Below are 23,915 nucleotides of genomic sequence, written 5' to 3' on the forward strand. Positions count from 1 at the left end.
GGTTTAACCATGACTCTTCCTGCTAAAGCGCGTGTGGTCATTATCGGCGGTGGTGTGATTGGCTGTTCGGTGGCCTATCACCTGACCAAACTTGGCTGGAAAGATGTTGTCTTGCTTGAGCGCAAGGAGCTGACATCCGGAACCACATGGCATGCCGCCGGCCTGATCGCCCAGTTACGCGCGACGGCCAACATGACCCGCCTTGCCAAATATTCGCAGGAACTATACGGCACGCTTGAGGATGAAACCGGGGTTGCCACCGGTTTTAAACGCGTCGGTGCCATCACCGTTGCCCTGACCGAAGATCGCAGGGAAGAACTGTTTCGTCAGGCCGCGATGGCCCGTGCATTTGGCGTGGAGATTGAGGAAATATCGACGGCCGAGGTCGGAGAATATTATCCGCATGTCAATCTGGATGGCGTGACCGCAGGCGTTTATCTGCCAAAAGACGGGCAGGGCGATCCGGGGAATATCGCGCTATCACTTGCGCGTGGCGCGACCAAGCGCGGAGCCAAAATTCATAGCCGCACCAAAGTCACCGGCATGACCAAAACGGGATCGCGCATAACCGGTGTGTCTTGGCAATCCGAAGATGGTGATCAGGGCGAAATTGCCTGCGAATTGGTGGTGAACTGTGCGGGCATGTGGGCGCGTGATGTCGGTAAGATGGCCGGGGTTAATGTGCCGCTGCATGCGTGCGAGCACTATTATATCGTCACCGACAATGTGCCCGGCCTAGGAAACCTGCCGGTTCTTCGCGTGCCTGATGAATGCGCCTATTACAAGGAAGATGCCGGTAAGATCTTGCTCGGCATGTTTGAGCCCAAGGCAAAGCCGTGGGGCATGAACGGTATTCCCGACAGTTTCGAGTTCGATGAACTCCCACCCGATTTCGAGCATTTCGAGCCGATCCTTGAAATGGCGATCAACCGGTTGCCGCTTTTGGGGCAGACCGGCATTCATACCTTTTTCAATGGCCCGGAAAGCTTCACACCCGATGACGCCTATCACCTCGGTCTGGCGCCGGGCATGGATAATGTCTGGGTGGCGGCCGGGTTCAATTCCATTGGTATCCAGTCGGCGGGTGGGGCTGGCATGGCGCTGGCGCAATGGATGGAAGACGGTGAAAAGCCGTTTGACCTTGGCGATGTCGATATTGCCCGCATGCAGCCATTTCAGGGCAACAAGACCTATCTGACGGAACGTGTGTCAGAAACGCTGGGTTTGCTCTATGCCGATCACTATCCATTCCGGCAAAAGGCAACGTCACGAGGCATTCGTCGCTCGCCCCTGCATGAACATCTGGCGAAGAATGGAGCCGTATTTGGGGAGTTCGCCGGCTGGGAGCGCGCCAACTGGTTCGCCAACCCGGGGCAAAAGCCGGAATATGAATATAGTTGGAAACGCCCCAACTGGTTTGACAATGCCAAGGCAGAGCACCTGGCGATCCGAACCGGCGTTGGCCTCTATGACATGTCGTCCTTTGGCAAAATCCGTGTCGAAGGCCCGGATGCAACGGCCTTCCTTAACCACATCTGCGGTGGAGAAATGGACGTTCCGGTGGGCAAGATCGTCTATACCCAGTTCCTGAATGCGCGGGGCGGGATTGAGGCCGATGTGACCATCACCCGCCTGTCGGAGCTGGTGTATCTTGTTGTCACACCGGCGGCAACGCGGCTGGCAGATGAAACGTGGATGCGCCGCCATATTAGCGATCATATGGTCGTCATCACCGATGTCACGGCAGGCGAAGCAGTGCTTGCCGTTATGGGGCCGAAATCACGTGATCTGTTATCCGCAGTATCCCCCAACGATTTCTCAAACGCCGCCAGCCCGTTTGGCACGGCACAAGAAATCGAAATCGGCATGGGGATCGCGCGCGCCCATCGGGTTTCCTATGTCGGCGAACTGGGCTGGGAGATTTATGTCAGTGCCGACATGGCAGCCCATGTTTTCGAAACGCTGCTGGCAGCGGGTGAAGGTCATGGCCTGAAGCTCTGTGGTCTGCACATGATGGATGGTTGCCGGATCGAAAAGGGCTTCCGTCACTTTGGCCATGACATCACCTGTGAGGATCATGTGCTTGAGGCCGGACTTGGCTTCTCGGTTAAAACCGACAAGCCCGATTTCATCGGCCGGGATGCTGTTTTGGCCAAACGCGAAAGTGGCCTGAAACGGCGAATGGTGCAGTTCCGACTGAGCGACCCGGAACCGCTTCTGTTCCATAACGAACCGATCCTGCGCGATGGCAAAATCGTCGGTCATCTGACATCGGGGGCCTATGGCCATCACCTGGTTGCTGCCGTCGGGATGGGTTATATCGGCTGTGAAGGCGAAACTGCCAACGATATTATGGCGTCAAACTATAGCATTGATGTCGCCGGCACAGTGGTCAGTGCCCAAGCATCCTTACGTCCGTTCTACGACCCGTCCGGGGATCGGATGAAGTCGTAGAACGGGGATGCCTTCGAAGTGTGTAGTGCTCGGCCAGCATGCAGTGGCCGGGCACTAATCCGGTTGAAACTCCAAAAGATCGCCTGGTTGACATTCGAGTTCCTTGCATATGGCCGACAGCGTTTCAAACCGCACACCACGCACCTTGCCTGACTTCAACAGTGACAGGTTTTGTTCGCTGATGCCGATCCGGGCAGCGAGATCCTTGGACTTCATCTTGCGGGTGGCCAGCATGACATCCAGTCGAACAATAATACCCATCAGACGAAGCTCCGGTTTTCGTCATCAATCCGTGCGGCTTCGCCCAGCACCCAGGCAATGACAATGATCAGCCCGCCGAGAAACAGCGTGCTGGCTTCGGCATTGCTGAGCCCAATCGACAGAACCCGTTCTCCTGCCGGGCGATGGAAGGTCGCAAGAACCGAAGTTGCAGCCCCCGTCAGCGGCTTGATCAGGGTTTGTGCCATAAGGGCAATGCCAAACACCTTGAGGTGACGGATCGGTTTTGTTTGGAAAATGGCGTTATGTGCAAAGGCGCCAAACATCTTGCGCAAGCGATATAGGCCATAGGCCAAAACCAGCGACGGGATCATCATCACTGCCATGGTGACGTATTTCTGCCAACCGGACAGGGCATGAAGATCCGCCAGGCTGACGGTCATCTGGCTGGTGCCGGCTTCAACCCAGCCCGGCGCATACCAGACGAGTGGCACGACGAGGAACTGAAAAATGATCGCGATGGCGCAGACCCAATAAAGAACGGTGCTGATAACGCGCACATTCTTGAGTGTATCAGTGGTTTCTACGGATGACATGTATGGGGCTCCTGAGTGATTTTACTTCGAATCGTTTGATTTAATTAATGTAAAACATTAATAAATTATCGAAATGAGTCAATGTAATTTATTCTCGATGCGATATCAGGAGGCTTGAACCGTGCTAATTTTCACGTGTCTCTTGCCTTGGGACGGAAGGCGTGGAAAATAATCCACATGTCAGAGAGCAAAACAAAATCCCAGGCGCCCGTTAACGAGGCCGATGCAGAAGGGGGGCAGGAGTGTGATACCGCTGCCCGTCTTGGTCTTAGCACCAAACAGGGTGAAGCCGTTACCCGCGATGCATCACGCGCAACCGGACAGGTGCTTTCGCTGCCTGATATCGAGGCGGCGGCAAAGATTTTTGCGCTGTTGGGGGATGCCGGGCGTTTGCAGCTTGTTCTGCGCTGCATGGAAAAACCGCAAACGGTATCGGAACTGGCAGAAGCAACCAATATGTCGCAATCGCTTTGCAGCCATCATCTGCGCCATCTACGCGATCAGCGTATTCTGGCCTCTGAAAGGCGCGGACGGCATATCCTTTATCGGATCGACGATGATCATATCTCGCGCGTGGTGCGCGATACCTTTGCGCATGTGACGCATGAATGATTAAAGACGCGATATCTCCGCCCTGTGCTACTGCAACTTAAAAACAAGGACGTTTGAAAATCATGAGCCAGAACCAATTGACGTCGCCTGTCTTTGTTGGTGGCACCGGTAGAAGCGGTACCTCGCTTATGGGGGACTTGATTGGATCTCATCCTGCATTTCATCTGCCGGGACATGAAAACAAACTTATTGTCGAGCGTGCCGGTTTGCGCGACCTCATACGTGATCTGTCAGGTATTCACGACATAATGCGGAGCCATTTCGCAATCCTGCATTTTTATGTGCGAGCGCAGAAATTCCGAAATTTCGCTTTTCGTGAACCGGTGTTGAATGATCATGTGCGTAGCCGGATGAATAATTATGGTGCTTCATTCCAAGAAGCGTTTGAATATGTTCAAAGACAAAACCCTCAGGCAAATGGTTCTATCCACGCACTCGCGCAGGGATTTGGCGTTGCCAATTACGATAAGTGCGTGAACGATCTAGTAAAAAAACTAGCTGTGCACATTGATCAGAACGGGATTGTAAGCGCGGATGGATTACTTAAGCCTTTCTTCGTTACGCGCCAGTTTGACCGCGAAGAATTGCTCGATATTGCGCGAGGCTTTCTGTGCGACCTTTATGGAGGGAAATCGCAACTCCGCTGGGTGGACGACACGCCTTTGAACGCAATTGCTGTTGATTTCCTTGCAGAGCTGTTCCCCGACATGCGGTTTGTGAACATGATCCGATCACCGGCGGATACGATCAGTTCTTATGTCAAACAGGTCTGGTTCCCGTCCGATGTCAAATTGGCAGAGCAATATATCTGCTCGAACTTGCTGGCGGCTGAAAAGCTGATGGCAGGTTTACCAGAGCATTTGACCCTGACGGTCCGTATGGAGGATCTTGTCGAGCAACCAGATAAAACCCTTGTAAAGCTTGCCGAATTTCTAAATGTTCCCAATGAATTCAACCAGCAGCTCGTTAAAAGTGATGCCGCGCATATTGGGCGTTCAGAAAGTGATCCTGAAATCCAGGATGCGCTGACAGAGGATCTGAAGGCGTGGATGGGGCGTCACGACTATACCTGAAAACCTCATCGGGTGCTGAATATGCAACAAGGACATTCAAATAGTTTTTTGAATGTCCTTGACAGTCGTTCGTCTGCAAAATACGTTTGCCTTAACACATGAATGAAAATTTGATTGTTTGAGGTGATGGATGTCTTTCATCGCGAAATGGACGGACCTGCCGACTGTCGGTTCCTGTGCGCATTGCCGGGAAACCGTCATTACTGCGCTGACGCAGGCGATGCCACATCAAAGCTTTTCCGATGACGGGCAGGGGATCTTGATCCCGACCCAGTTGGGCGATGACGACAACGCCACCTTCGAGAAAATCCTCAAGGATCATGAAAACGGTATCGTTCATTACCAGTGGCATGTTTCGGGCATGGATTGCGGGTCCTGTGTGGCCAAGATCGAAACCGCGCTGAGCCGGATGGATGGCGTATCCTGTGTTGACGTTTCGATGATGCGTGAGAGCGTGACACTTGGCTTTACCACCGACCAGGCAGCGCAAAGCCAATCAGTTGCGCCGACCTTGGGTAAACTTGGTTATCCTGCTGAGCAGACAGGTGCAAACATCGGCAAAGGTTCCACAAAATCATCCTGCGGCACCTCCTGCTGTGGTGGGGAAGCGGTCAGCGATGGCGGCGAAACGGATGCCGCATCATCGCCCCAGAGCCTGCTGCGCCGTCTGGCGCCGTGGTCTGCCGATAATGACGAAATCGCCTTTGCGGCCATCTGCCTTGCGTTGGGTGGGGTGATTGGTGCGATCTTTCCGGCAATCGTGCCGTATGCCATGTCGGTGGCGTCCCTGTTGGCGGCACTGCCCGTAATGAAAAAGGCGCTTCGTCTGGCGCAAAGCGGGGCGATTTTCTCGATCGAGCTTCTGATGTCGGTCGCCGTCGTCGGTGCTGTGGCGATTGGCGAAAGCCTTGAGGCCGGGATGGTCGTGCTGCTGTTTGCCATTGGCGAGCGGCTTGAAGGTGTTGCGGCAGGTCGGGCGCGAAGCGGGGTCAAAGCGTTGATGAAGCTTGCCCCGGAAACTGCCCGTCTGGTTGCGGGCAGCGGGTTTGAGACGGTCTCGCCCAATCAGCTTGCCATCGGCGATGTCATTGAAGTCCGCCCTGGTGAGCGTGTGCCATCCGATGGTGTGATTGAGACAGGTGCGGCCGAGATCGATAACAGCCATCTGACGGGTGAGTCCGTTCCGGTCTATAGCGATGCTGGCGCCGAAGTCTTTGCCGGTGCGATCGTGACGGACAGTCCGGTAAGGATTTCCGTCACCAGGGCTGCCGGGCATACCATGCTGGACCGCGTGATTGAACTGGTTGAGCAAAGCGAAAAGCACAAGGCTCCTGTCGAACGTTTCGTTGCCAAGTTCGCGCGTATCTATACCCCGATCATCATGGGACTCGCACTTGCAACGGTCGTGATCCCGCCTCTGCTGTTCGGGCAGGGTTGGGAAGAATGGATCTATCGTGGTCTGGCGCTTCTTCTGATCGGGTGCCCCTGTGCACTGGTGATTTCAACGCCGGCTGCGGTGACCTCTGCCTTGGCACGGGCGACAAAAATCGGCCTTCTGGTCAAAGGTGGTGCTGGCTTGGAGCTGATTGGGGCTGTGCGCACCATGGCGTTCGACAAGACCGGGACCTTGACCGAAGGCAAGCCGAAGCTAAGTGCGATCAAGACAGCAGAGGGCTATGGCGAGAACGGTGTTTTGACCATCGCCGCAGCCCTTGAGGCTGTCACATCCCACCCCTTGGCCCGTGCGGTGGTCGCGGCAGCAGAAGACCGTAATCTTGATCTGCCCGTGGTCGAGCAGGCCAGAATCATCGCGGGGGCCGGTGTCGAAGGCCGGATTGACGGTGCTTTGTATCAGGTCGGGGCAGCCAAGCGTCTGAGCGGCGTGCCCGATGGTGAAATGGGTGATTGGCTGAGCGCGCAGGAAGAAGGCGGCAGTACGGCTGTAGTCATTCTGAAAGACGGGCAGGTGATCGGTGCACTTGCGTTGCGTGACGTGGCGCGCAGTGACGCAAAACAGGCTTTGGCGGCGCTCAACAAACTCAACATCACGCCGGTAATGCTGACCGGTGATGCTGATCGGGTCGCCAAACGCATGGCGGCAGAGCTTGGCATGGAATACCGCGCGGAACTGATGCCCGAAGACAAGCTGAACGCATTGGCGGCCCTTCGCGATGACCCGAAGCGATCCGAGCCGGTGGCGATGGTTGGTGATGGCATCAATGATGCCCCGGCACTGAAGGCGGCTGATGTTGGCATCGCGATTGGTGGCGGCACCGACATCGCGCTTGAGGCCGCTGACGCAGTCGCGGTCAAGGCCCGGCTGGGTGATGTCGTCAATCTGGTAAAGCTGTCACGCAGCGCAAGGCGGGGAATCCGGGAAAATATCGCCATTGCGCTTGGCCTGAAGGCAGTCTTCCTGGTGACATCCATCACCGGTCTGACCGGATTGTGGTTGGCTGTTTTGGCCGATACCGGTGCGACGGTGCTTGTGACGATCAACTCGCTCAGGCTCCTGATCGCCCTCCGCAAGCTGTAATGAAAAAAGCCAAGTCCGGTGAAACGCCAGACTTGGCTTTTGAATTGGCTATGAAGTGCCGGTTAATACACATCCATGGTATCTGCCGGGATAATCGCGCCACGATGTGTGATGACCTTCGCGGCCAGTTTATGGCCGGACAAGGTGGCCGCAGTCCCGTCCGCGCCTTTGATCAGGGCAGCCAAAAAGCCGGCATTAAAGCTGTCACCCGCGGCAGTGGTGTCGACGGCCGTGACGGGACTGGGGATCGCGATATGCGCGACGTCGCCGTGATCATAAATCAAACATCCCTCAGCACCCTGTTTTACAACAATCATTGACGGACCAAGCTTGGCGATTCGGTCAATTGTTACCTGTGCTGTCGCATCCCCCCACAAAAGCGCTTCGTCTTCAAAGGTGGGGAGAACGAGGTCGGACAAGGCCGTGATGCGGGCATAAATCTCGCGCGCCTGATCATGCTTCCCTTCCCAAAGTTTTGGGCGGAAATTTCCGTCAAAGGCGATCCGGCCGCCTTTTGCCTTGCAGGCTTCCAGCGTTTGCAGCAACAACGCGATGTCCTGTTCCAGGATATGTAAGCTGATGCCTGAAAGGTAAAGCCAGGGCGCATCTTCAAGTGCTTGCAGATAGGTGGGCGGGGCCAGCGACAGTGTCTGACGTGCAGCCGACTGGTTGCGCCAGTAATGGAAAAAGCGTTCGCCATCCGCGCGATTGGTGATGGAATACAACCCGGTATTGGCGTTCTCTGTGCTGATCAGGAACGCGTCGCTGACCTGATTGTTGAGGAGCACAGCGCGGATCATATCACCAAACGGATCGGTCCCGACGGCAGACGCAAATGCGCTTTTGATCCCAAGCCGGCCAAGATAGACCGCAGTATTGAACGTATCCCCACCGACCTTCACGCTCGAATCACCTGTCGGGCTGAATGAAATTTCACCCATGGCTTCGCCAATGCAAATGACATCAACAGACATCATAAAACTCCCTTGGGTGAATTAGCGCAGCATGCCGCGTGCAGCGACAGGCATTTCTGTCATTTCGCCGTTTTCATCCTGGACCCAGATGGTCGGAAACAGATTGGAAACGACGCAGATGTGGTTCGGGATGATCGATATGATGTCACCGACGGCCGGATCCCAATTGCTGTCACCAAGCTCGATGATGCCGTGTTCTTCGGAAAGACCGACAATCGAGGCATCAGGTGCCTCGCGCACCATGCCAAAGCCCTCAAGTCCCAAAAGGTCTGAGCTGAGTGCCTTTGAGCCAGCATCAATGATGGCACGTGTTTTGGTCGGGCGCGAAACGACAGTTGCCTTAACGACGGCAGCACAGTCTTCAACGCCACAGGCACCGCGCGCAATCAGGGAGCGGTCGTTATAGATGTAGGTTCCCGCACGATGCTCGGTCGCGTGTTTAAAGGCCGCAAGTGTGTCCATGTTCGGCGTGCCGCCGGTTGATACGACCGGGCAGGCGATACCCGCAGCCTGGATCAGCTTCTTGGCGTCAGCCAGCCATTTGTCGACATTTTCAGAATGATCCATCGGCGGATAGGTCATCAATCCGCCAAACTTTAAGCCCGGCAGCCCGTTAATCTGTGATGCCAGTTCGCAAGCGGCAATCGGGCTTTGGACGCCACATCGGCCAGCACCTGTGTCGCATTCGACCAGAACCGTCAGATCAATCCCTGCATTGGCAAAGTGCGCAGACAGGCCTTCAGCCACCGTCGAATTATCGCAGGTCACCGAAAGTTTGCATTTCTTCGCGAGCGCCACCAGACGATCTAGCTTGGCGTCACCGATCACATTGTAGGTCAGCAATATGTCCTGGAGTCCGCCCTCAGCCATCACTTCGGCCTCACCGATCTTCTGGCAGGTGATGCCGATGGCACCAGCAGCGATTTGCCGTTTGGCGAAAAACGGCAGTTTGTGCGTCTTGATATGCGGGCGTGTCTGCAGGCCTGCCGCGTCGGCAAGCTTCTGGAAACGCGCAATGTTTTCATCAACGACGGGGAGATCGATCACAAGGCAGGGAGTATCAAACATGCTGGTTCCTGGTGAGTTTGAGGTTGGCGCTCTCAGCTTTTTGCAAAACGAAATTGACATATCTTGAACGCCGCTGCTAGGGTGAATCCGAAATAACGGAATTTATTACGTTATAACGGAAAATAAGGAACGGTTCAAGAATGTGTGGCTTATTTGAAACTGGAGACAGAAATGACATTTCTTAAAACCTTAGCAGTAGCGTGCCATGATCGGCGTGGCATTTCAGGGTTTAATCTGTTTCCGCATATGGTCGGCCCTTGATCCCGAACTGGTGGCAGAGGTGCTGGCCGTTGTTCGTGATCTGGCCAATGAGGGCATGACCATGTTGCTTGTGACGCACGAGATGCGCTTTGCGCGCGACGTTTCAAGCAAGGTCGTCTTCATGCATCAGGGGCGCATTCACGAAGAAGGCACGCCCGAAGAAATTTTCGGCGCGCCGAAAACCGAACGTTTGCAGGGCTTCCTTGCAAATTCAGAATTTTGAGAATCAGGAGATATTTTAATGAGCATTAAAAGACACGGTGTTGGCGAAGGTAAAGGCAACGGTCAGAAGGCACTGCCTTTTGCCAAGGCAACCGAAGCTGACGGCTGGCTTTATGTATCGGGACAAACCCCGATGCGTGACGGCGAAGTTGTTGGCAACGGCATCGTTGAACAGTCCCGTATTGCGATCGAGAACATGCTCAAGATCGTCGAAGACGCCGGTTACAGTGCCGCAGACATCATGCGTATCGGTGTCTGGCTTGATGACGCACGTGATTTCTGGTCTTTCAACGGCGTGTTCGAAGAATATTTTGGCGAAAACCCGCCGGCACGTGCTTGTGTCCAGTCCTCAATGGTTGTTGATTGCAAAGTAGAGGTCGACTGCATTGCCTTCCGTAAGGCATAACTGTCTGCAACTATTGCGCTAAGACGTTAAGAGAGGGGTTTATGACAGAACAGCAGGTACGAAAGCGTGCGCGTGGGATTGATCGTGCGTTCGATATTCTTGACCATCTGCGTGATGTCAAAACCTCTCAGCGTCCCGCCGAGATCGCCCAGGCCTTGGGCGCACCGACCTCTACGGTCTATGATTTGATCGGTACACTGATTGATCACGGCATGCTGGAGACGACCGATGCCCATGGCTCGGTCTTTCTTGGTCGGCGGGTCTATTTCCTGGGTTTGGCTTATCGCGACTATTTCGACCTGACTCGTCAGGCAGCTGGCGTGCTCGATGAAATCACCGCCAGCACCAAGGAAACGTCGCAGTTCTGTATGCTGGATGGCAACAAATATACCGTTGCCCTGCAGCGTGAGGGCAGTCGCCCATTTCGTATCTCTGCCGATGTTGGCGAACGCACGGCCATTCCCTGGACCGCTTCTGGTCGGTTGTTGCTAGGACATCTTGATGATCAGGAAATCCGCGATCTGATCCCGGCAGAAGACTTTATCCTGCCCGATGGGCGTCAAATGGATATCGATGCCTACATTGCCGAGATCCGTCGTGCGCACGAAGAACGCTTTTTCTCGTTCGACAGCATCGTTGATACCTTCACGCATTGCTTCGCCGCACCGGTCTATGATCAGAGCGGCATTTGTTCCGCAACGCTCTGTATCGTGGCACCCAAGGATGATGCGCGCGAAAACTACGGACTTTACAAAAACGTTCTTCAGGCGGCCGGGGACAAGCTTTCCAAAACGGTCTGACCCAAGACGTTATATCGTCTGCGCTCACCCGGATTAAACATCCGGGTGTTTTTGTTTCTGCGTGTCTGTGTATTGGAAGCGAAGCCCCGAAAAGAGAAAGCGGCGGTTATCGTTTCCCGCATCGATAACCACCGCTTTTCCACCTTGAGAGGCCTATGGGGAGAGAGGACCCATAGGTCTGAGAGACAAGCCGTTTTGGGGACAGATGCGAATGGGTTGCATTCGCGGGCTGTGTCGAGAACCGTTATAGGTGAGCTCCAAATACAGCGCAAGTGAAAATCGTTCTCATTTGCGTAAAATTTTTGGTTGAGTATTTCTTGATGTAAATAGCCCGACAAAGCTACTTGGTTAAGGGCGCAGTTTTCTGCGCATTTCAGGAGGTTGAAACATCAAAACCCGCACGGTTTGTGCGGGTTTGTTGTGGTTTTATGATTGGTGGGATCAGGCCTGAATACGGCGTAAATGGTTATCCCAATGCAGCGATTCGTGCGAATCGTCGGGCAGTTCAACCCGTTTTCGGCGAATCGCATCCATCCGCCAGCCATTGCCAAGTCCGCTTGTGCCGACAAATTCGCCCGCCTGGTTCGTTGCGGCAAGGCCGCAGCCATCCGGGGCGGCGATATGGGTTAGGAAGTCGTTGGTTTGCGCATCCCAGAATGTCACAAGCCCGCCACGCGGACAGGAAATGCCAAACACCTGTCCCGATGCGTCAAACCTTACCGATCCGCAATATTGCCGCATGCGGTATTGAACGTTGTCAGGTGCCTCGATCGGGCGGATTTCCGAACCGGGCTGCCAAATGCCAACCAGTGGCACCTGATCGGTCAGATCGCCCTGATACTGAAAGCCAGCGGCAATCGTTCCATTGGCCGCGACATCAAGATGGCGGATCGAAAGTTTGTGCCAGTCATGCTTGAGGGCTGCCTGATGGACAAGCTTGCCCGTACGACGTTCAATGATCGAAAGGTTGGGTTCCATCGAGCTGATGTTAAGCGGTGTGCGCCCATCCTGATCGGGATGGGTATGAAGGCCGCCATTGGCAATCACCAGATGTTCACCATCCGGCATCAGATGCAATTCATGCGGGCCGGTGCCAAAGCTGTCGAACTCTGCCACCCGGCGATAGCTATCCTCGGCATCCCAGACGGAAACCACCCCGCGGGCATGATCGAAATCGTTCTCGGTGATATAAAGATAACGACCATCGTTGGAATAGATTGCATGACCATAAAACCGGCGATCTTCCGGGCAGTGGAGTTTGGCGCGCACTTCCCCGGTATGGCGATCAAGGATCAGGCCATAAAGCCCCGGGCGTCGTTCGACGGCGGCCACATCCACATGATTGGGGCGAAGGCCGATATCATGCCCGCGGCCGGGGAGGGCCTGCTCAAACAGGATCTTGCCCGATGCATTGAACGCGCTGACATAATAGTCATCATGTTCCCCTGCGCTGGCGGAAATATAGACCGCGCGATCTTCCGGGTTTGGCGTAGTGGCCGCACGGACAAGGCCGACTGGCAGCAGGGTAAAGGCCCCGCCAACACCCATAAGCTTCAGGAAATTGCGACGTTGATATTCCATCTTTGATCTCCTTTTCCGTGCGCCTTAATCACCATCAAGGGCGTTAAAGCCACCACCAAGCTGGGTGTTGCCGCCAACATCGTTTTCAACAAGCATGGTCAGGAATTCGATCTGCCCCTTGAGATCCGAAAGCGTGGCATAGCCGTCAGACTGAACAAGGACCTCTGCGACCGACGGCGGCAGGTCTGCAACCGTGTCAGCAACCGTCTGCCAGTTGAGCTTGAAAGACCGATCCAGAAGGCTGTTATCAATCAGGGCAGCCAACCCCTGGCCTTCCTCGCCGATATCGCCCCAGGTGCCGTCATAGATCGCGAACAGACCAATCAGGTTATGTTCGATATTGCGAAGCGACCGTCCCGCAAGAGGGCTCTCCCCGCGGCTCGCACGCGCGTCTTCGGCATTTTCGCCAAGCGGTCGGGCAAGCTTCTGGGTCGAGATGATCAGAAGCCCTTCATGCAGGGCGCGGTAAAGATCGGTTGCAGCGAATTTCGCACTGGGATAGTCCATGCTGTCCGGGCCGGCATTTTCCATCGCGGTTGCGAAGTCCGGCCACTCGGCCTGCAATTCACCTGACAGCGTGCCAAGGTTTGTGGCAATGGCGGTGCCATATTGGCACAGGAACACGCCGTTTTCATCAGCGGCAATCATCTGATTGCCGTGATCATCGGCAAACAATACTTCCTCAAGCGCAGGGAAGCCCTGAAGCGCAGCACTGGCACCCGAAAGCTGTTCGGGATCGGTATAGGCGGCGGGCTTGTCAAACATCAGTTTGCGGAACTGTCGGGCGGCCGTGCCATGTTTGTCCGGCCAATATTCGATATGCTGATCACGGCCATTGGCGACCAGCGGACCCATGCGCCATGGCTGGATTTCCTGCCAGATATCCATTGCCGCGTGATAGGCCGCTCGTGTTTCTTCAAGCCCGCCGTTATCGGGATCGGAACAAAAGTCCCTGAATCCTTCGGTCAGTTCTTCGGATGCGGCGTGAAATTCATCAATCTTGGGCGGCATCACAGTACCCAGCAAATGGGCCAGAACTGGCTGATAATTCTCATCGGGGATATCGGCCTTGGCACCGGGGGTGCTCAACCCAACAGCAAAAACGGTCGTGGTTGAAAGCAACAAGCTGCGCCAGCTGGGTTTGAAGATCATGTGACTTTTCCCGATATTCACGTGTTTTGGCATCTGATTTCGCGTGTGATCCTGCAACGTATACCGCGTCACAAGGACTTTAGAAACGCCAGCAACTGACTGCGCTCTGATGGTGGCAGCTTTGTGACCGCATCGCGGGCGTTTTTCGCTTCACCGCCATGCCACAGGATCGCTTCAAGAATGCTTGTTGCCCGCCCGTCATGCAGGAACCGCGCGCGGGCATCGATTTCCTGCGCACGGCCAATTCCCCAAAGCGGCGGGGTGCGCCATTCGCTGCCTGATGCCTGTGCCTCAGGCCGATGATCGGCAAGACCGTCGCCCATGTCATGGAGCAACAGGTCACTGTATGGCCAGATCACCTGTCCGGATTGTTCTGGCATATCGTCTCGTTTCGGCACTTGATAGCGCGGCGTATGACAGGATGCGCAACCGATGGCCGCAAATATTTCCGAACCCGCCAAAACGTCAGGGTCATTTGCATCGGGGCGCGCGGGCGGGGCGATGTTGCGCGTGTAATACAGCACCAGATCGGTGATCACTGTATGGACTTCGAGCCCTTCGAACTCATCATCATTGCCATTCGGGGCATTGATGCAGTCCGTTTGTGCCTCTGTACAATCGCCACTGCCGTTCGGATAGAGCGGGGTGGAAAGACCGATATCAAACTGGAATGCATTCTGGTTTTGCTGATCAAGGGTCGGCATGCCTGCCTTCCAGCCAAAGCGGCCAATCGCCATATCGGATTTGGCAATATCCCAGACCCGATTGAGCCGCCCGGAAATGCCATCGCCGTCTTTATCCTGCGGATCACTTGCCGCAATAAGGGTACTGTCGGGGATGGCTTCCAACAGCCCAAGTCCGATCATCGGTGGTGCCAAGCGCGGGGAGACCATGACATCAGGATGCAGCGGCCCATAAGCGAGATTGGTCATCTCATAGGTCGGTTTGCGCAAGGTAACGGTCTCGTCCCCGGTAAGGGTGACTTCGGTCGTTTCATAGCGCACCTTGACCCGACCTTCTGCGGCAATGCCTGCAACCGAGAAGTCCTGAAACTGGCCGCCATAGACCGGATCAGGAATGGTGGCGAGCTTGCCATCCAAATGATCACGAAGCTGTTCGGGTGTTTGCGGCGGGATGGACAGGCGCAGCAACATCGATGTTGCCCCGGCCTCGCTATCGTTTTCATCAACCGGATGCCCGCGCCCGTTCCGGATATGACATCCACTGCACGCGCGTGAATTAAACAGTGGACCCAAACCGTCTGCCGCCTTGGTGCGGGTGGGGGCGGTTACCCATAACCTTTGAAAAAGGGCTTCACCCAGCTTGAAATCAAGCCGCTTTTCAAAGCTCATGTTGGCTGATTGATGCATGAAGGCATCGCGTCCGTGATCAGTTCGCCAACTTGTATCCCCGCCGGGCAGGGTCGGTGTGCCAGCTGTTTCGGCATGAAGGGTAATTGGCGCAACGGCAAGGCCGACGGCAACCAGCCAGAACGGCGGCGAAAACAGGGGCGTGCGTGCGGGACGGTTCATGGAAGTCTTCTAATTTTTGTTCAAAGCAAAACGGCGGGAGAATTCATCCCCCGCCGTTCACACTCATTCAGGCAGGTGCCTGATGATGATGATTAGTTCACTGCAGACGGGTTGTCGAGGCTGTCAGAACCTTCGAACTCGATACCGTCAATGCCGACAGCGGCAATGATCTGTTCGATCGATTTGGTCTGATCAACAAGCGCATCAACAAAGGCCTGAACGACGGCATTGCCATCTTCGTTGCCCATGGCGATCAGCTGGTCAAAGGCTTCGCCGCCTTTTGCGCGGGTGACCATGACTTTACCGGCAACAACCGATGCCGCCAGTTTGCCACGCAGTTCGGTATCAAGGGCTGCGTCATTTGCCGCAACCAGATCGGAAAGCGACGGACCTTCAACGACCGAACCGTCAACACGGGTGTAACGGCCAAGGTAAACGTTCTGGATGCCCAGTGCGTCATAGTAGTGGCTGTTATGGGTGTTGTCAGAGAAACAGTCATGCTCTTCTTCCGGATCATGCAGCAGCAGACCAAGCTTGGTACGCTCGCCGCCCAGTTCGCCATAAGACAACGAACCCATGCCGGTCACAATCGCGGTCAGACCCGGAACGCCGTCACCTTCAAGAACGGTTTTACGTGCTTCGCCACCTTCGGCCCACTGTTCGGTGATCCATTCCAGATCGGAAACCATCAGGTCCGCTGCGGCCTGAAGATATTCACTACGACGATCGCAATTGCCGTTGGTGCAGGCATCGCCAGCCGCATAGTCGGTCCATTTACGTTCACCGGCACCGGCGTCGGTCCCGTTGAGGTCCTGACCCCAAAGGAGGAATTCAATGGCGTGGTAGCCGGTTGCAACGTTTGCTTCGACGTCGTCAATTTCATGCAGGCTTTCAAGCAGAGCTGCATCAATGGTCGATGCATCGATGGTTTCGCCCGAAATGGTCAGGGTCGGGTTGGCAATGACGTTGGCGGTGTAAGCCGGGTTTTCTTCGCTTTCTTCGCCATAAAGGCCGGTTTCGACATAGTCGATCAGACCTTCATCCAGCGGCCATGCATTTACCTTGCCTTCCCAGTCATCAACAATCGCGTTGCCGAAACGATAAACTTCGGTCTGCTGATAGGGTGCGCGCGATGCCAGCCAGGCAGACTTTGCTGCGTCAAAGGTGGCGGCCGACGGGTTTGCGACCAGTTCGTCGATTGCAGCCTGCAGTTCCTTGGCGGTAATCAGCGAATCTTCATAGCCCGCATGCGCGATATCCGCATAGGTGGTCAGTACGTCTTTGGCGGCCGGTGCGGCATATGCCTGCGCGCCAAGGGTAGAGACCAGCGCGGCCGTACCCAGAATCTTTGCGATCTTCATAGGAGTTCCCATCTATCCCTGAATGGTGAGCCAAGGGCGAATGCCCTGCGGATCAGGCAAAAATCCATCCCATACAAACGAATGCACGCCTGGATGGATTGTGACCCTGATCACTATGCTTCCGCCAATTGATACTGCTTGTGAGAATGATTTTCAAACAAAGAATCACCAATTTGCAAAATTTTACGTTTTCGCAATGTGATAACCGTTGGTTGCCGCTAAAGCTTATTGGTCGGCTTTGGGGTGAATGGCGGATTAAATCCGGCGAGTGGAAAATTGATCTGTCTTTAAGCTTCTTGGCGGAAAATCCCCTATGACGTTTTCCGCAACCATGAATTCACTGATCGCGCAAAGAGAGAGGCCCGATGAGCAATCCCGATATGAGCCACCCGGTGTCTGACGAAAAAAAGGTCAAACTCTGGGATTTCCCGGTGCGGCTGTTTCACTGGGCCCTTGTCATTGCCATTGTCACCGCCTGGTGGACCAACCGGCAGGTGATGATCGATATCCATGCCATCGCCGGATACAGCGTGCTGGCACTTGTGATCTTTCGCATCATCTGGGGCTTTGTCGGTAGTTCGAACGCTCGCTTTGCCGATTTCCTGACCGGGCCCAAGCGCGTAATCAACTACATGCTGAAAATCCCGAGCGGCACGATGGCCGATCTGACCTATGCCGGGCATAACCCGGCGGGCGGCTGGATGGTTGCGGTCCTGATCCTTCTGGTCGGGCTTCAGGCATTTTCCGGCCTGTTTGCCAGCGAGGATACCTTCCTGTTCTTTGATGGCCCACTGGTTGCCTATGTCAGTTCCGATTTTGCCGGCACCATGAATTGGATCCATCACACCAACATCAATCTGATCTATGCCGCCGTCGGGCTGCATGTGTTTGCCGCGATATTCTATCTGGTCGTCAAACGTGAAAACCTGATCCGCGCCATGGTGATCGGCACCCGTCAGGTGCCAGCCGAACTGGCAGAACGGTTTGCAACGATCCGCTTTGCATCACCGGTGCTGGGCATTGCAATCCTGATCATCTGCGCGCTGGCTGTCTGGGGTGGGATCACCCTCGCACGCGGATAGGGCATTGTGCGGGTTTTCTATGCCGAGCTTTAAATAAGAAAAGGCCAACGTCGTGAGATCAAGACGTTGGCCTTTTCTTTGGAATAAAAATCCCCTGATCAGTTTCTCGCGCGCTCTGTGGGGTACAGTGCATGGGGGTGGGGAAAGCTGATCAGGGGCGGTCGCCCGGGGTGAGCAGGGCGTCCAGAAGAAGATCTTTAACCATACGCGTTACTTGGTGCGGAACTCGTCGTGGCAACCTTTGCAGGTCTTGCCAAGATTGCCCATGGCAGCACCCATCGCACCCTTGTCACCAACGGCATCTGCAAGGGCGAGGGCGGCCTGCTGCATTTCCGGGAAGCCAGCAGCGAATTTATCCCAATTGGTCCAGACATCACCCGCAGCAGTGGTTTTGACAGATGCATCCGGGGTTTGCGGCTCAAACGCGGCCGGGCCGGAACCGGCAGCAAAGGCAATACCCTTTGCCAGGTTCGCCAGAACTGGATCAGGCAGTTCGCACTGACCCTTCATATAGCAGCCAAGCGTACCCATCGCGCCGCCGATTCCATCCATCAGCATTTTGCGGTTTTCGACCAACGCATTGTCGGATGCTTCGTCAGCCTGTGCCATCATCGGGAAAGCGGCACCCACGACCATGATCGAGCCGAGGAGTCCTGCAGTAAGGAGCTTCTTCATCGTGTGTTCTCTCTTCTCAAAACGCGTTAACGTATCTCTCGGGATGCAGCGCTCAGTTTAAAATTGTTATATTGAGATGTAAGCATGTTGTTGCCATCAGCCTGCTGCAAGGCTTAGTGTCCCAGCAACGCCCCCGAAACTGTAATCACAAGCGCGTGATCACGATGATTTTTTTGTTGCCGCGCTTCGAGGAACCTTTCGCCCATGTCTGCCGCCATCAGCAACAGTTCCCAAAACGTCGAAACCACCCCGAACGCCCTTGATGCCAAAGCCAGGGATGACCTTATCCGTGAAGGCCGTGGACGTGCACGCGATGTGATCCGCGACTGGAACCTCAAGCACGCATATATCAATGGTGTCTGGCGTGCCGCCGATAGCCGTGAAACCCTTGATGTCATTGACCCGGCAAAGGGCGATGTAATTGGCGCAGTGCCGTTTATGCGCACGTCCGAAGCCCGTCAGGCGATTGATGCGGCCCATGCGGCCTTTTCGGCCTGGTCGGGCTTGCTGGCAGGCGAACGCGCCAAGATCCTGCGCCGCTGGCGCGATTTGCTTGAAGCTCATCAGGAAGATCTGGCAGCCCTGATCACGCTTGAGCAGGGCAAACCCCTTGATCAGGCACTGCGTGAAGTGGTCGGTGCGATTGCCTATGCCGAATGGTATGGCGAAGAAGCCAAGCGCGCCTATGGCCAGACCATGCCAGCCACCCAGCGCGATCGTCGCGTTGTCGTGCAAAAGCACCCGGTCGGTGTGGTTGCCGCTATCACGCCGTGGAACTTCCCGTTGACCATGGTGGTGCGCAAATGTGCCCCGGCACTTGCGGCGGGTTGTACCGTCATCGTTAAACCGGCCGAAGATACTCCGCTTTCTGCCTTGGCCGCTGCCAAGCTGGCCGAGCAGGCCGGTTTCCCCGCCGGTGTGTTTAACGTTGTCACCGGGCTGCCGCATCCGATTGGCGAGGCGCTGACGGGCGATCACCGCGTGCGCATGCTGTCCTTCACCGGCTCGACCGCGGTTGGCAAACGGTTGATGGAACAATGTGCGCCGACGATGAAAAAGCTCTCGCTGGAGCTTGGTGGCAATGCGCCCTTTATCGTCATGGATGATGCCGATCTTGATGCGGCAGTTGCCGGTGCGATGATTTCAAAGTTCCGCAATAGCGGTCAGACCTGTGTCTGTGCCAACCGTATTTTTGTGCAGGACGGGCTTTATGATGCCTTTGTCGAAAAGTTCGTTGCGGCCAGCAATGCGCAGACCATGGGCAATGGATTTGTGCCCGGCACGGAACTGGGGCCGCTGATCAATCGTCAGGCGGTGGCAAAGGTCGAACGCCTTGTTGCGGACGCTAAGAAACGTGGTGCAACCCTGATCCATGGTGCAGACTTGCCTGAAGAAGGCTTCTTCACCCGTCCGCTGATCATGACTGATGTGCCCCATGATGCGGATTGCTTTGACGAGGAACTGTTTGCCCCGGTTGCGCCGATCTATCGCTTTGGCACTGAAGACGAAGTGATAGAGCTTGCCAACCGGGTCCGCACCGGGCTGTCGTCTTATATCTATAGTCGTGATGTCGGCCGCATCCAGCGTCTGGCGGATCGGCTTGAAACCGGTGTGGTCGGGATCAATGACGGCACCACTAGTCACGAAGGGGCGCCGTTTGGCGGCGTCAAGGAAAGTGGCCAGGGTCGCGAAGGCGGACATTGGGGGATTGAGGAATATCTCGAACCCAAATACCTCAATTACGCGCTTTAGCTTCGGCGCATTTTCTTTCGGCTCGGGTGGCGATATCGGCCATTTTTCGGACCTGAAATCAAAGATCGCAGAACGGCAATATCCTGATCGGGTATTGCCGTTTTTTGCTTTCGCCAGAGCTATGCAAAATTGTTTAGTGTGAATCTGGCGAAAAGAATCGTCATTTTGACCGCATTTGGCGAAAAATCCCTCTGTGCCAAACATTTTCCGATCTTTTTTCTTCTGCTGCCATCTTGAAAACAGCAACGGAAAGACGGGTGTCATATTATCTTAATCATAGATAGGGCAGGCGTTCCGGGCGGTGCGCACTGCAAATGTTAGGAAAATGAACGCTTTATTTGTCATGAAACAAACATGTTAAATATGCATGATGAAAATAAGTCATCGGCACAAACAGGCATGCGTCAAACGCATATTTGGGGTGAGAAAACTCTTCTCGTAGGAATGCACAAACAGGCGTACATCGGATTTAACGAAACACATAGCGAAACCCCGGCGGGAACAATGCCGGATGCTTTTATGAGGAAACGGACATGAAAATGTATCGTGATTATGATCTGGTTGCCCTGCAGCGTGAAGCTGAACATCTTCGTGCACAGGCTATGCGCAACATGCTTGTCGCACTGGTACGCAAAGTTGGTGGCCTGTTTGGCACGCACAACAAACCCCATGGCGGTGTTGCTGCTGGCGCGTAATTGCGCTGCTCAACCAAGCCCTGCGGCCGTTTACGCGGTACGCTTAAAAACGCCCTCGCATCATGTTGTTGCGAGGGTGTTTTTGTTTGTGCTCTTCACCTTCGTTGTCGGCAACGTTATTAAGGGGGATCGACCCCGTTTGAAACGCCCGGAAGTTGGTCTTTATGAAACTTGCCCATTACGCCTTTGGCGAAGAAAACCGTGACAACGGCACCATCGTGATCATTCATGGCCTGTTTGGTCAGGCCCGCAACTGGACGGCCATCGCCCGGCGTCTGGCCGAGAAATATCACGTGGTTACCGCGGATCTGCGCAATCACGGACGATCCGGCTGGGATATGGAAATGACCTATCCCGCCATGGCAGGCGATCTGGCCGAACTGATCCGGGAAGTTTCAGATAAACCGGTGCATCTTGTCGGGCATTCCATGGGGGGTAAGGCATCGATGATGCTGGCCCTTTCTGCGGATGCTGAACTGGTCGCTGATCTGGTGGTCGTTGATGTTGCGCCTGTGGTCTATGACCATGACTATACCGGCTATATCTCTGCCATGCGCGGGGTTGATTTTGATGCGGTATCGCGCCGGGCCGAGGTCGAAGAAGCCCTTTCATCTGGTGTTTCAGAAAAAGGTGTGCGGCAGTTCCTGGCCCAGAACGTCGTGACCGACAAGGACAGCGGCAAGATGTCCTGGCAGGTTAATATCGATGCCATGGCCAACCACCTTGATGATATTACCGGCTGGCCTGAAGACGGGCTTTCTGATCAGTTTGGCCGTGATGTGCTGTTTGTCGCCGGGGCGAATTCGCACTATATCGATCCAAAGGACCGCGATCATATCAAGGCGCTGTTTCCCAAGGCCGCCTTTACCATCATCAAGGGGGCTGGCCACTGGGTACATGCCGAAAAGCCCGAGGCTGTCTTGTTGACCCTTTCTGCCTTCCTGAACCGCTAGGCGACAGCAAAAGGAGCTTCATTGTGTCCGATCCGGATCTTCCTTCTGATCTTCCAAATGGCTGGTCGATCCCCAAACAGGATCACGTGCGGGTGCGTGACATCGATTGCCTGTCGGACAACTGGTATCGCCTTTATCGCGTCGGGTTTGATCTGAAACGCACCGATGGTTCATGGCAGCATCAAACCCGTGAGGCCTATGATCGCGGCAATGGTGCGGGTGTGTTGCTGTATAACCTTGCCGATCGCACCGTCATCCTGACCAGGCAATTCCGGATACCAAGCTTTGTGAATGGCAACGAAGACGGCATGCTGATCGAAGTTCCTGCCGGTGTCCTTGATGATCGTGACCCGATGTCGGCCGTCATTGCCGAGGTCGAGGAAGAAACGGGCTATAAGATCGGAAAACCCGTTCAGGTCTTTGATCTTTTCATGAGCCCGGGGTCGGTCACCGAACGCCTGCATCTGTTCGTTGCTGAAATCACCCGCGATCACCGAGAAGGCGCGGGCGGTGGCCTGCATGAAGAGGGCGAAGATATCGACGTTCTTGAAGTCCCGTTCGATGACATTCTGCCAATGATTACCGATGGCCGCATCCGTGATGCCAAGACCGTTATCCTGCTACAGCACGCTCTTCTGACCGGTCTGCTTCGCAAATAGGTGACGCTACCAGGGCAGCGCTTCGCCGTCATAGGCAAAGAACCCGCCGGAACTCTCCGTAGTCAATTGATCCAAGACGCCTAGCATGTTCGCTGTCGCCTCAAGTGGGCTTTGCACCCGAAGGCCTGATTTGGCAAACGGTCCGGAAAGGCCGGTATCAACCGTGCCCGGATGCAGGGCAACGCAAACCGCTTCGCGCTTGTTACGCCCGATTTCAATCGCGCTGCATTTCACCAGCTGATTAAGGGCTGCCTTGGCTGCGCGATAGCCATACCAACCGCCCATACGGTTATCACCAATGCTGCCGACCTTGGCTGACAGGGTGGCAAATACCGATTTGCCAGACCTCGGCAATAGCGGGCAGAAATGCTTCATCAAAAGCGCAGGGCCAATGGTGTTGATCTGGAATTGCTTGGCCATATAGTCCGGATCGATGTGACGCAGGGATTTTTCCGGCTGAAACGTTTCGTCATGCAGATAGCCGGTCGCGTCAATGATCAGGCGAACTTCACCGCCAAGGGTTTTGATAAAATCTGCACATTCCGCGACTGATTCTGGGCGATCAAAATCAAGGGCCGGGCTGCTGGAACGTGAAAGTGCAATCACCTCAGCAAAACGACTGCCTACTTGCAGGTGCTTGACAAAGGCCTGTCCGGTCCCGCCCGTCGCACCACAAACAATCGCAAGGCCATTTTCGGGAAAGCTTTCAAAGTCGGGCAGCGTGGTCATATAGGGACTCGGTTTTGTGAGGGTTGTTTCTGCTTACGGCCTTGTTGGCACAGCGGTTCACATGTGCATGGGCGGTGCGTCGACGAACGCTATTTCTCTCACAAGTACAAAGGATTTCGAAAATGGCGTTTGCTTATACCGAGGCCCAAAGCGCGCAGGCGGTTGCAGAACTGCAATGGGCAAAAGCCGATAAGATTATGTTCACAAAGTTTACATCCTGCATCGGACTAATGGGGATCAAGGACGATCAGGTCATTGGCGTGCATCTGCCATTGCGTGATGATCACAATGCGGTGACCAATGACGATATTGATGCGGCAATTGCACTGCTTGATGGTGTTGTAAATCCGGTGATCATCGGTGCCATCAGTGCCTGGAAGGCCAGCGCATCGGATGTGTTCACCCATCTTGTTGATACTCTTAACCCGGTCGAACAATATCCTTACGGTGACGGGATCTATGGCGGATCGGTCGATGATGGTCGGGTTCAGCCGGAATATACAGTCGAGTAGCCCGCGTCAGC

Annotated in this window: 22 protein-coding genes and 1 pseudogene; 13 read left to right on the plus strand and 10 right to left on the minus strand. The window is 55.0% G+C overall.

Annotation, left to right across the window (positions count from 1 at the left end; translation table 11 throughout):
* Positions 1-9 precede the first annotated feature (9 nt).
* Entirely contained in the window at positions 10-2,454 is a 2,445-nt protein-coding gene (locus tag UF64_RS09385; RefSeq protein ID WP_044828362.1) for an FAD-dependent oxidoreductase, read from the plus strand.
* A gap of 54 nt (positions 2,455-2,508) precedes the next feature.
* On the opposite strand, the gene UF64_RS09390 is transcribed toward UF64_RS09385, so the two are convergent.
* Both UF64_RS09390 and UF64_RS09395 read right to left on the minus strand, forming a co-directional pair.
* On the minus strand, positions 2,509-2,715 hold the full coding sequence (locus UF64_RS09390) for a helix-turn-helix transcriptional regulator (protein ID WP_044828363.1): 207 nt from the start codon (positions 2,713-2,715) through the stop codon (positions 2,509-2,511).
* Entirely contained in the window at positions 2,715-3,269 is a 555-nt protein-coding gene (locus UF64_RS09395; RefSeq protein ID WP_044828364.1) for a DUF2975 domain-containing protein, read from the minus strand. Before UF64_RS09395 ends, UF64_RS09390 begins: the two co-directional genes overlap by 1 nt.
* 177 nt (positions 3,270-3,446) lie before the next feature.
* Between UF64_RS09395 and UF64_RS09400 the strand changes: the two genes are divergently transcribed.
* The 3 genes from UF64_RS09400 (at position 3,447) to UF64_RS09410 (ending at position 7,490) form a co-directional block, all read left to right on the plus strand.
* Positions 3,447-3,881 carry a helix-turn-helix transcriptional regulator gene (locus UF64_RS09400; RefSeq protein WP_052657536.1) on the plus strand — a complete coding sequence of 145 codons (435 nt, stop codon included), beginning with the start codon at positions 3,447-3,449 and terminating at the stop codon, positions 3,879-3,881.
* 62 nt (positions 3,882-3,943) lie between these two features.
* Entirely contained in the window at positions 3,944-4,954 is a 1,011-nt protein-coding gene (locus UF64_RS09405) for a sulfotransferase (RefSeq protein WP_044828365.1), read from the plus strand.
* 130 nt (positions 4,955-5,084) lie between these two features.
* Positions 5,085-7,490, plus strand: coding sequence for a heavy metal translocating P-type ATPase (locus UF64_RS09410; protein ID WP_052657538.1), 2,406 nt, complete (start codon positions 5,085-5,087; stop codon positions 7,488-7,490).
* A 62-nt stretch (positions 7,491-7,552) separates the two neighbouring features.
* On the opposite strand, the gene UF64_RS09415 is transcribed toward UF64_RS09410, so the two are convergent.
* Positions 7,553-8,464, minus strand: coding sequence for a sugar kinase (locus tag UF64_RS09415; RefSeq protein WP_052657539.1), 912 nt, complete (start codon positions 8,462-8,464; stop codon positions 7,553-7,555).
* Positions 8,465-8,485: 21 nt separating this feature from the next.
* Positions 8,486-9,532, minus strand: coding sequence for a D-TA family PLP-dependent enzyme (locus UF64_RS09420; RefSeq protein WP_044828366.1), 1,047 nt, complete (start codon positions 9,530-9,532; stop codon positions 8,486-8,488).
* A gap of 244 nt (positions 9,533-9,776) precedes the next feature.
* On the opposite strand from UF64_RS09420, the pseudogene UF64_RS09425 reads away from it, so the two are divergent.
* The 3 genes and pseudogenes from UF64_RS09425 to UF64_RS09435 form a co-directional block, all read left to right on the plus strand.
* Positions 9,777-10,016, plus strand: a pseudogene (locus UF64_RS09425) (amino acid ABC transporter ATP-binding protein); the annotation flags it as partial.
* A gap of 18 nt (positions 10,017-10,034) precedes the next feature.
* Positions 10,035-10,421 (plus strand): RidA family protein, encoded by a 387-nt coding sequence (locus tag UF64_RS09430; protein WP_044828368.1) that lies wholly within the window; start codon positions 10,035-10,037, stop codon positions 10,419-10,421.
* 41 nt (positions 10,422-10,462) lie between these two features.
* The gene (locus tag UF64_RS09435) at positions 10,463-11,221 is read left to right on the plus strand and encodes an IclR family transcriptional regulator (RefSeq protein ID WP_044828369.1); all 759 of its coding nucleotides are present in this window, start codon (positions 10,463-10,465) and stop codon (positions 11,219-11,221) included.
* Between the two features lie 441 nt (positions 11,222-11,662).
* Here UF64_RS09435 and UF64_RS09440 read toward each other — a convergent pair whose 3' ends face one another.
* From UF64_RS09440 to UF64_RS09455, 4 genes are all read right to left on the minus strand, one after another.
* Entirely contained in the window at positions 11,663-12,802 is a 1,140-nt protein-coding gene (locus tag UF64_RS09440) for a DUF1513 domain-containing protein (RefSeq protein ID WP_044828370.1), read from the minus strand.
* A gap of 24 nt (positions 12,803-12,826) precedes the next feature.
* Positions 12,827-13,954 carry an imelysin family protein gene (locus UF64_RS09445; protein WP_044828371.1) on the minus strand — a complete coding sequence of 376 codons (1,128 nt, stop codon included), beginning with the start codon at positions 13,952-13,954 and terminating at the stop codon, positions 12,827-12,829.
* Positions 13,955-14,022: 68 nt separating this feature from the next.
* Entirely contained in the window at positions 14,023-15,486 is a 1,464-nt protein-coding gene (locus tag UF64_RS09450) for a di-heme oxidoredictase family protein (protein ID WP_044828372.1), read from the minus strand.
* Between the two features lie 92 nt (positions 15,487-15,578).
* Positions 15,579-16,847, minus strand: a complete 1,269-nt coding sequence (locus tag UF64_RS09455) for an imelysin family protein (RefSeq protein ID WP_044828373.1) — start codon at positions 16,845-16,847, stop codon at positions 15,579-15,581.
* A gap of 365 nt (positions 16,848-17,212) precedes the next feature.
* On the opposite strand from UF64_RS09455, the gene UF64_RS09460 reads away from it, so the two are divergent.
* On the plus strand, positions 17,213-17,929 hold the full coding sequence (locus tag UF64_RS09460) for a cytochrome b/b6 domain-containing protein (protein WP_235285018.1): 717 nt from the start codon (positions 17,213-17,215) through the stop codon (positions 17,927-17,929).
* Between the two features lie 210 nt (positions 17,930-18,139).
* Here UF64_RS09460 and UF64_RS09465 read toward each other — a convergent pair whose 3' ends face one another.
* The gene (locus UF64_RS09465) at positions 18,140-18,604 is read right to left on the minus strand and encodes a cytochrome c (RefSeq protein WP_044828374.1); all 465 of its coding nucleotides are present in this window, start codon (positions 18,602-18,604) and stop codon (positions 18,140-18,142) included.
* Between the two features lie 204 nt (positions 18,605-18,808).
* Here UF64_RS09465 and UF64_RS09470 point away from each other — a divergent pair, with 204 nt between their 5' ends.
* The 4 genes from UF64_RS09470 (at position 18,809) to UF64_RS09485 (ending at position 22,663) form a co-directional block, all read left to right on the plus strand.
* Positions 18,809-20,356 (plus strand): NAD-dependent succinate-semialdehyde dehydrogenase, encoded by a 1,548-nt coding sequence (locus UF64_RS09470; RefSeq protein ID WP_235285019.1) that lies wholly within the window; start codon positions 18,809-18,811, stop codon positions 20,354-20,356.
* A 533-nt stretch (positions 20,357-20,889) separates the two neighbouring features.
* Complete coding sequence (locus tag UF64_RS20530) at positions 20,890-21,051, plus strand: RSP_7527 family protein (protein WP_161794612.1); 162 nt, start codon at positions 20,890-20,892, stop codon at positions 21,049-21,051.
* A 164-nt stretch (positions 21,052-21,215) separates the two neighbouring features.
* A complete protein-coding gene (locus UF64_RS09480) occupies positions 21,216-22,004 on the plus strand; it encodes an alpha/beta fold hydrolase (protein ID WP_044828376.1) in 789 nt (262 codons plus the stop codon).
* A gap of 23 nt (positions 22,005-22,027) precedes the next feature.
* Complete coding sequence (locus UF64_RS09485; protein WP_200892663.1) at positions 22,028-22,663, plus strand: NUDIX domain-containing protein; 636 nt, start codon at positions 22,028-22,030, stop codon at positions 22,661-22,663.
* A 6-nt stretch (positions 22,664-22,669) separates the two neighbouring features.
* Here the strand turns inward: UF64_RS09485 and UF64_RS09490 are convergent, their stop codons facing one another.
* The gene (locus tag UF64_RS09490) at positions 22,670-23,392 is read right to left on the minus strand and encodes an SDR family oxidoreductase (RefSeq protein ID WP_044828377.1); all 723 of its coding nucleotides are present in this window, start codon (positions 23,390-23,392) and stop codon (positions 22,670-22,672) included.
* 122 nt (positions 23,393-23,514) lie between these two features.
* Between UF64_RS09490 and UF64_RS09495 the strand changes: the two genes are divergently transcribed.
* Entirely contained in the window at positions 23,515-23,904 is a 390-nt protein-coding gene (locus UF64_RS09495; RefSeq protein ID WP_044828378.1) for a hypothetical protein, read from the plus strand.
* Positions 23,905-23,915 lie beyond the last annotated feature (11 nt).

The organism is Thalassospira sp. HJ (assembly GCF_000948415.1).
Taxonomy (GTDB): domain Bacteria; phylum Pseudomonadota; class Alphaproteobacteria; order Rhodospirillales; family Thalassospiraceae; genus Thalassospira.

Bases quoted from the DNA above. Each gene is read 5' to 3' on its own strand.
- UF64_RS09385 (WP_044828362.1), top strand. From the start codon at position 10: ATGACTCTTCCTGCTAAAGCGCGTGTGGTCATTATCGGCGGTGGTGTG.
- UF64_RS09390 (WP_044828363.1), bottom strand. From the start codon at position 2,715: ATGGGTATTATTGTTCGACTGGATGTCATGCTGGCCACCCGCAAGATG.
- UF64_RS09395 (WP_044828364.1), bottom strand. From the start codon at position 3,269: ATGTCATCCGTAGAAACCACTGATACACTCAAGAATGTGCGCGTTATC.
- UF64_RS09400 (WP_052657536.1), top strand. From the start codon at position 3,447: ATGTCAGAGAGCAAAACAAAATCCCAGGCGCCCGTTAACGAGGCCGAT.
- UF64_RS09405 (WP_044828365.1), top strand. From the start codon at position 3,944: ATGAGCCAGAACCAATTGACGTCGCCTGTCTTTGTTGGTGGCACCGGT.
- UF64_RS09410 (WP_052657538.1), top strand. From the start codon at position 5,085: ATGTCTTTCATCGCGAAATGGACGGACCTGCCGACTGTCGGTTCCTGT.
- UF64_RS09415 (WP_052657539.1), bottom strand. From the start codon at position 8,464: ATGTCTGTTGATGTCATTTGCATTGGCGAAGCCATGGGTGAAATTTCA.
- UF64_RS09420 (WP_044828366.1), bottom strand. From the start codon at position 9,532: ATGTTTGATACTCCCTGCCTTGTGATCGATCTCCCCGTCGTTGATGAA.
- UF64_RS09430 (WP_044828368.1), top strand. From the start codon at position 10,035: ATGAGCATTAAAAGACACGGTGTTGGCGAAGGTAAAGGCAACGGTCAG.
- UF64_RS09435 (WP_044828369.1), top strand. From the start codon at position 10,463: ATGACAGAACAGCAGGTACGAAAGCGTGCGCGTGGGATTGATCGTGCG.
- UF64_RS09440 (WP_044828370.1), bottom strand. From the start codon at position 12,802: ATGGAATATCAACGTCGCAATTTCCTGAAGCTTATGGGTGTTGGCGGG.
- UF64_RS09445 (WP_044828371.1), bottom strand. From the start codon at position 13,954: ATGATCTTCAAACCCAGCTGGCGCAGCTTGTTGCTTTCAACCACGACC.
- UF64_RS09450 (WP_044828372.1), bottom strand. From the start codon at position 15,486: ATGAACCGTCCCGCACGCACGCCCCTGTTTTCGCCGCCGTTCTGGCTG.
- UF64_RS09455 (WP_044828373.1), bottom strand. From the start codon at position 16,847: ATGAAGATCGCAAAGATTCTGGGTACGGCCGCGCTGGTCTCTACCCTT.
- UF64_RS09460 (WP_235285018.1), top strand. From the start codon at position 17,213: ATGAGCAATCCCGATATGAGCCACCCGGTGTCTGACGAAAAAAAGGTC.
- UF64_RS09465 (WP_044828374.1), bottom strand. From the start codon at position 18,604: ATGAAGAAGCTCCTTACTGCAGGACTCCTCGGCTCGATCATGGTCGTG.
- UF64_RS09470 (WP_235285019.1), top strand. From the start codon at position 18,809: ATGTCTGCCGCCATCAGCAACAGTTCCCAAAACGTCGAAACCACCCCG.
- UF64_RS20530 (WP_161794612.1), top strand. From the start codon at position 20,890: ATGAAAATGTATCGTGATTATGATCTGGTTGCCCTGCAGCGTGAAGCT.
- UF64_RS09480 (WP_044828376.1), top strand. From the start codon at position 21,216: ATGAAACTTGCCCATTACGCCTTTGGCGAAGAAAACCGTGACAACGGC.
- UF64_RS09490 (WP_044828377.1), bottom strand. From the start codon at position 23,392: ATGACCACGCTGCCCGACTTTGAAAGCTTTCCCGAAAATGGCCTTGCG.
- UF64_RS09495 (WP_044828378.1), top strand. From the start codon at position 23,515: ATGGCGTTTGCTTATACCGAGGCCCAAAGCGCGCAGGCGGTTGCAGAA.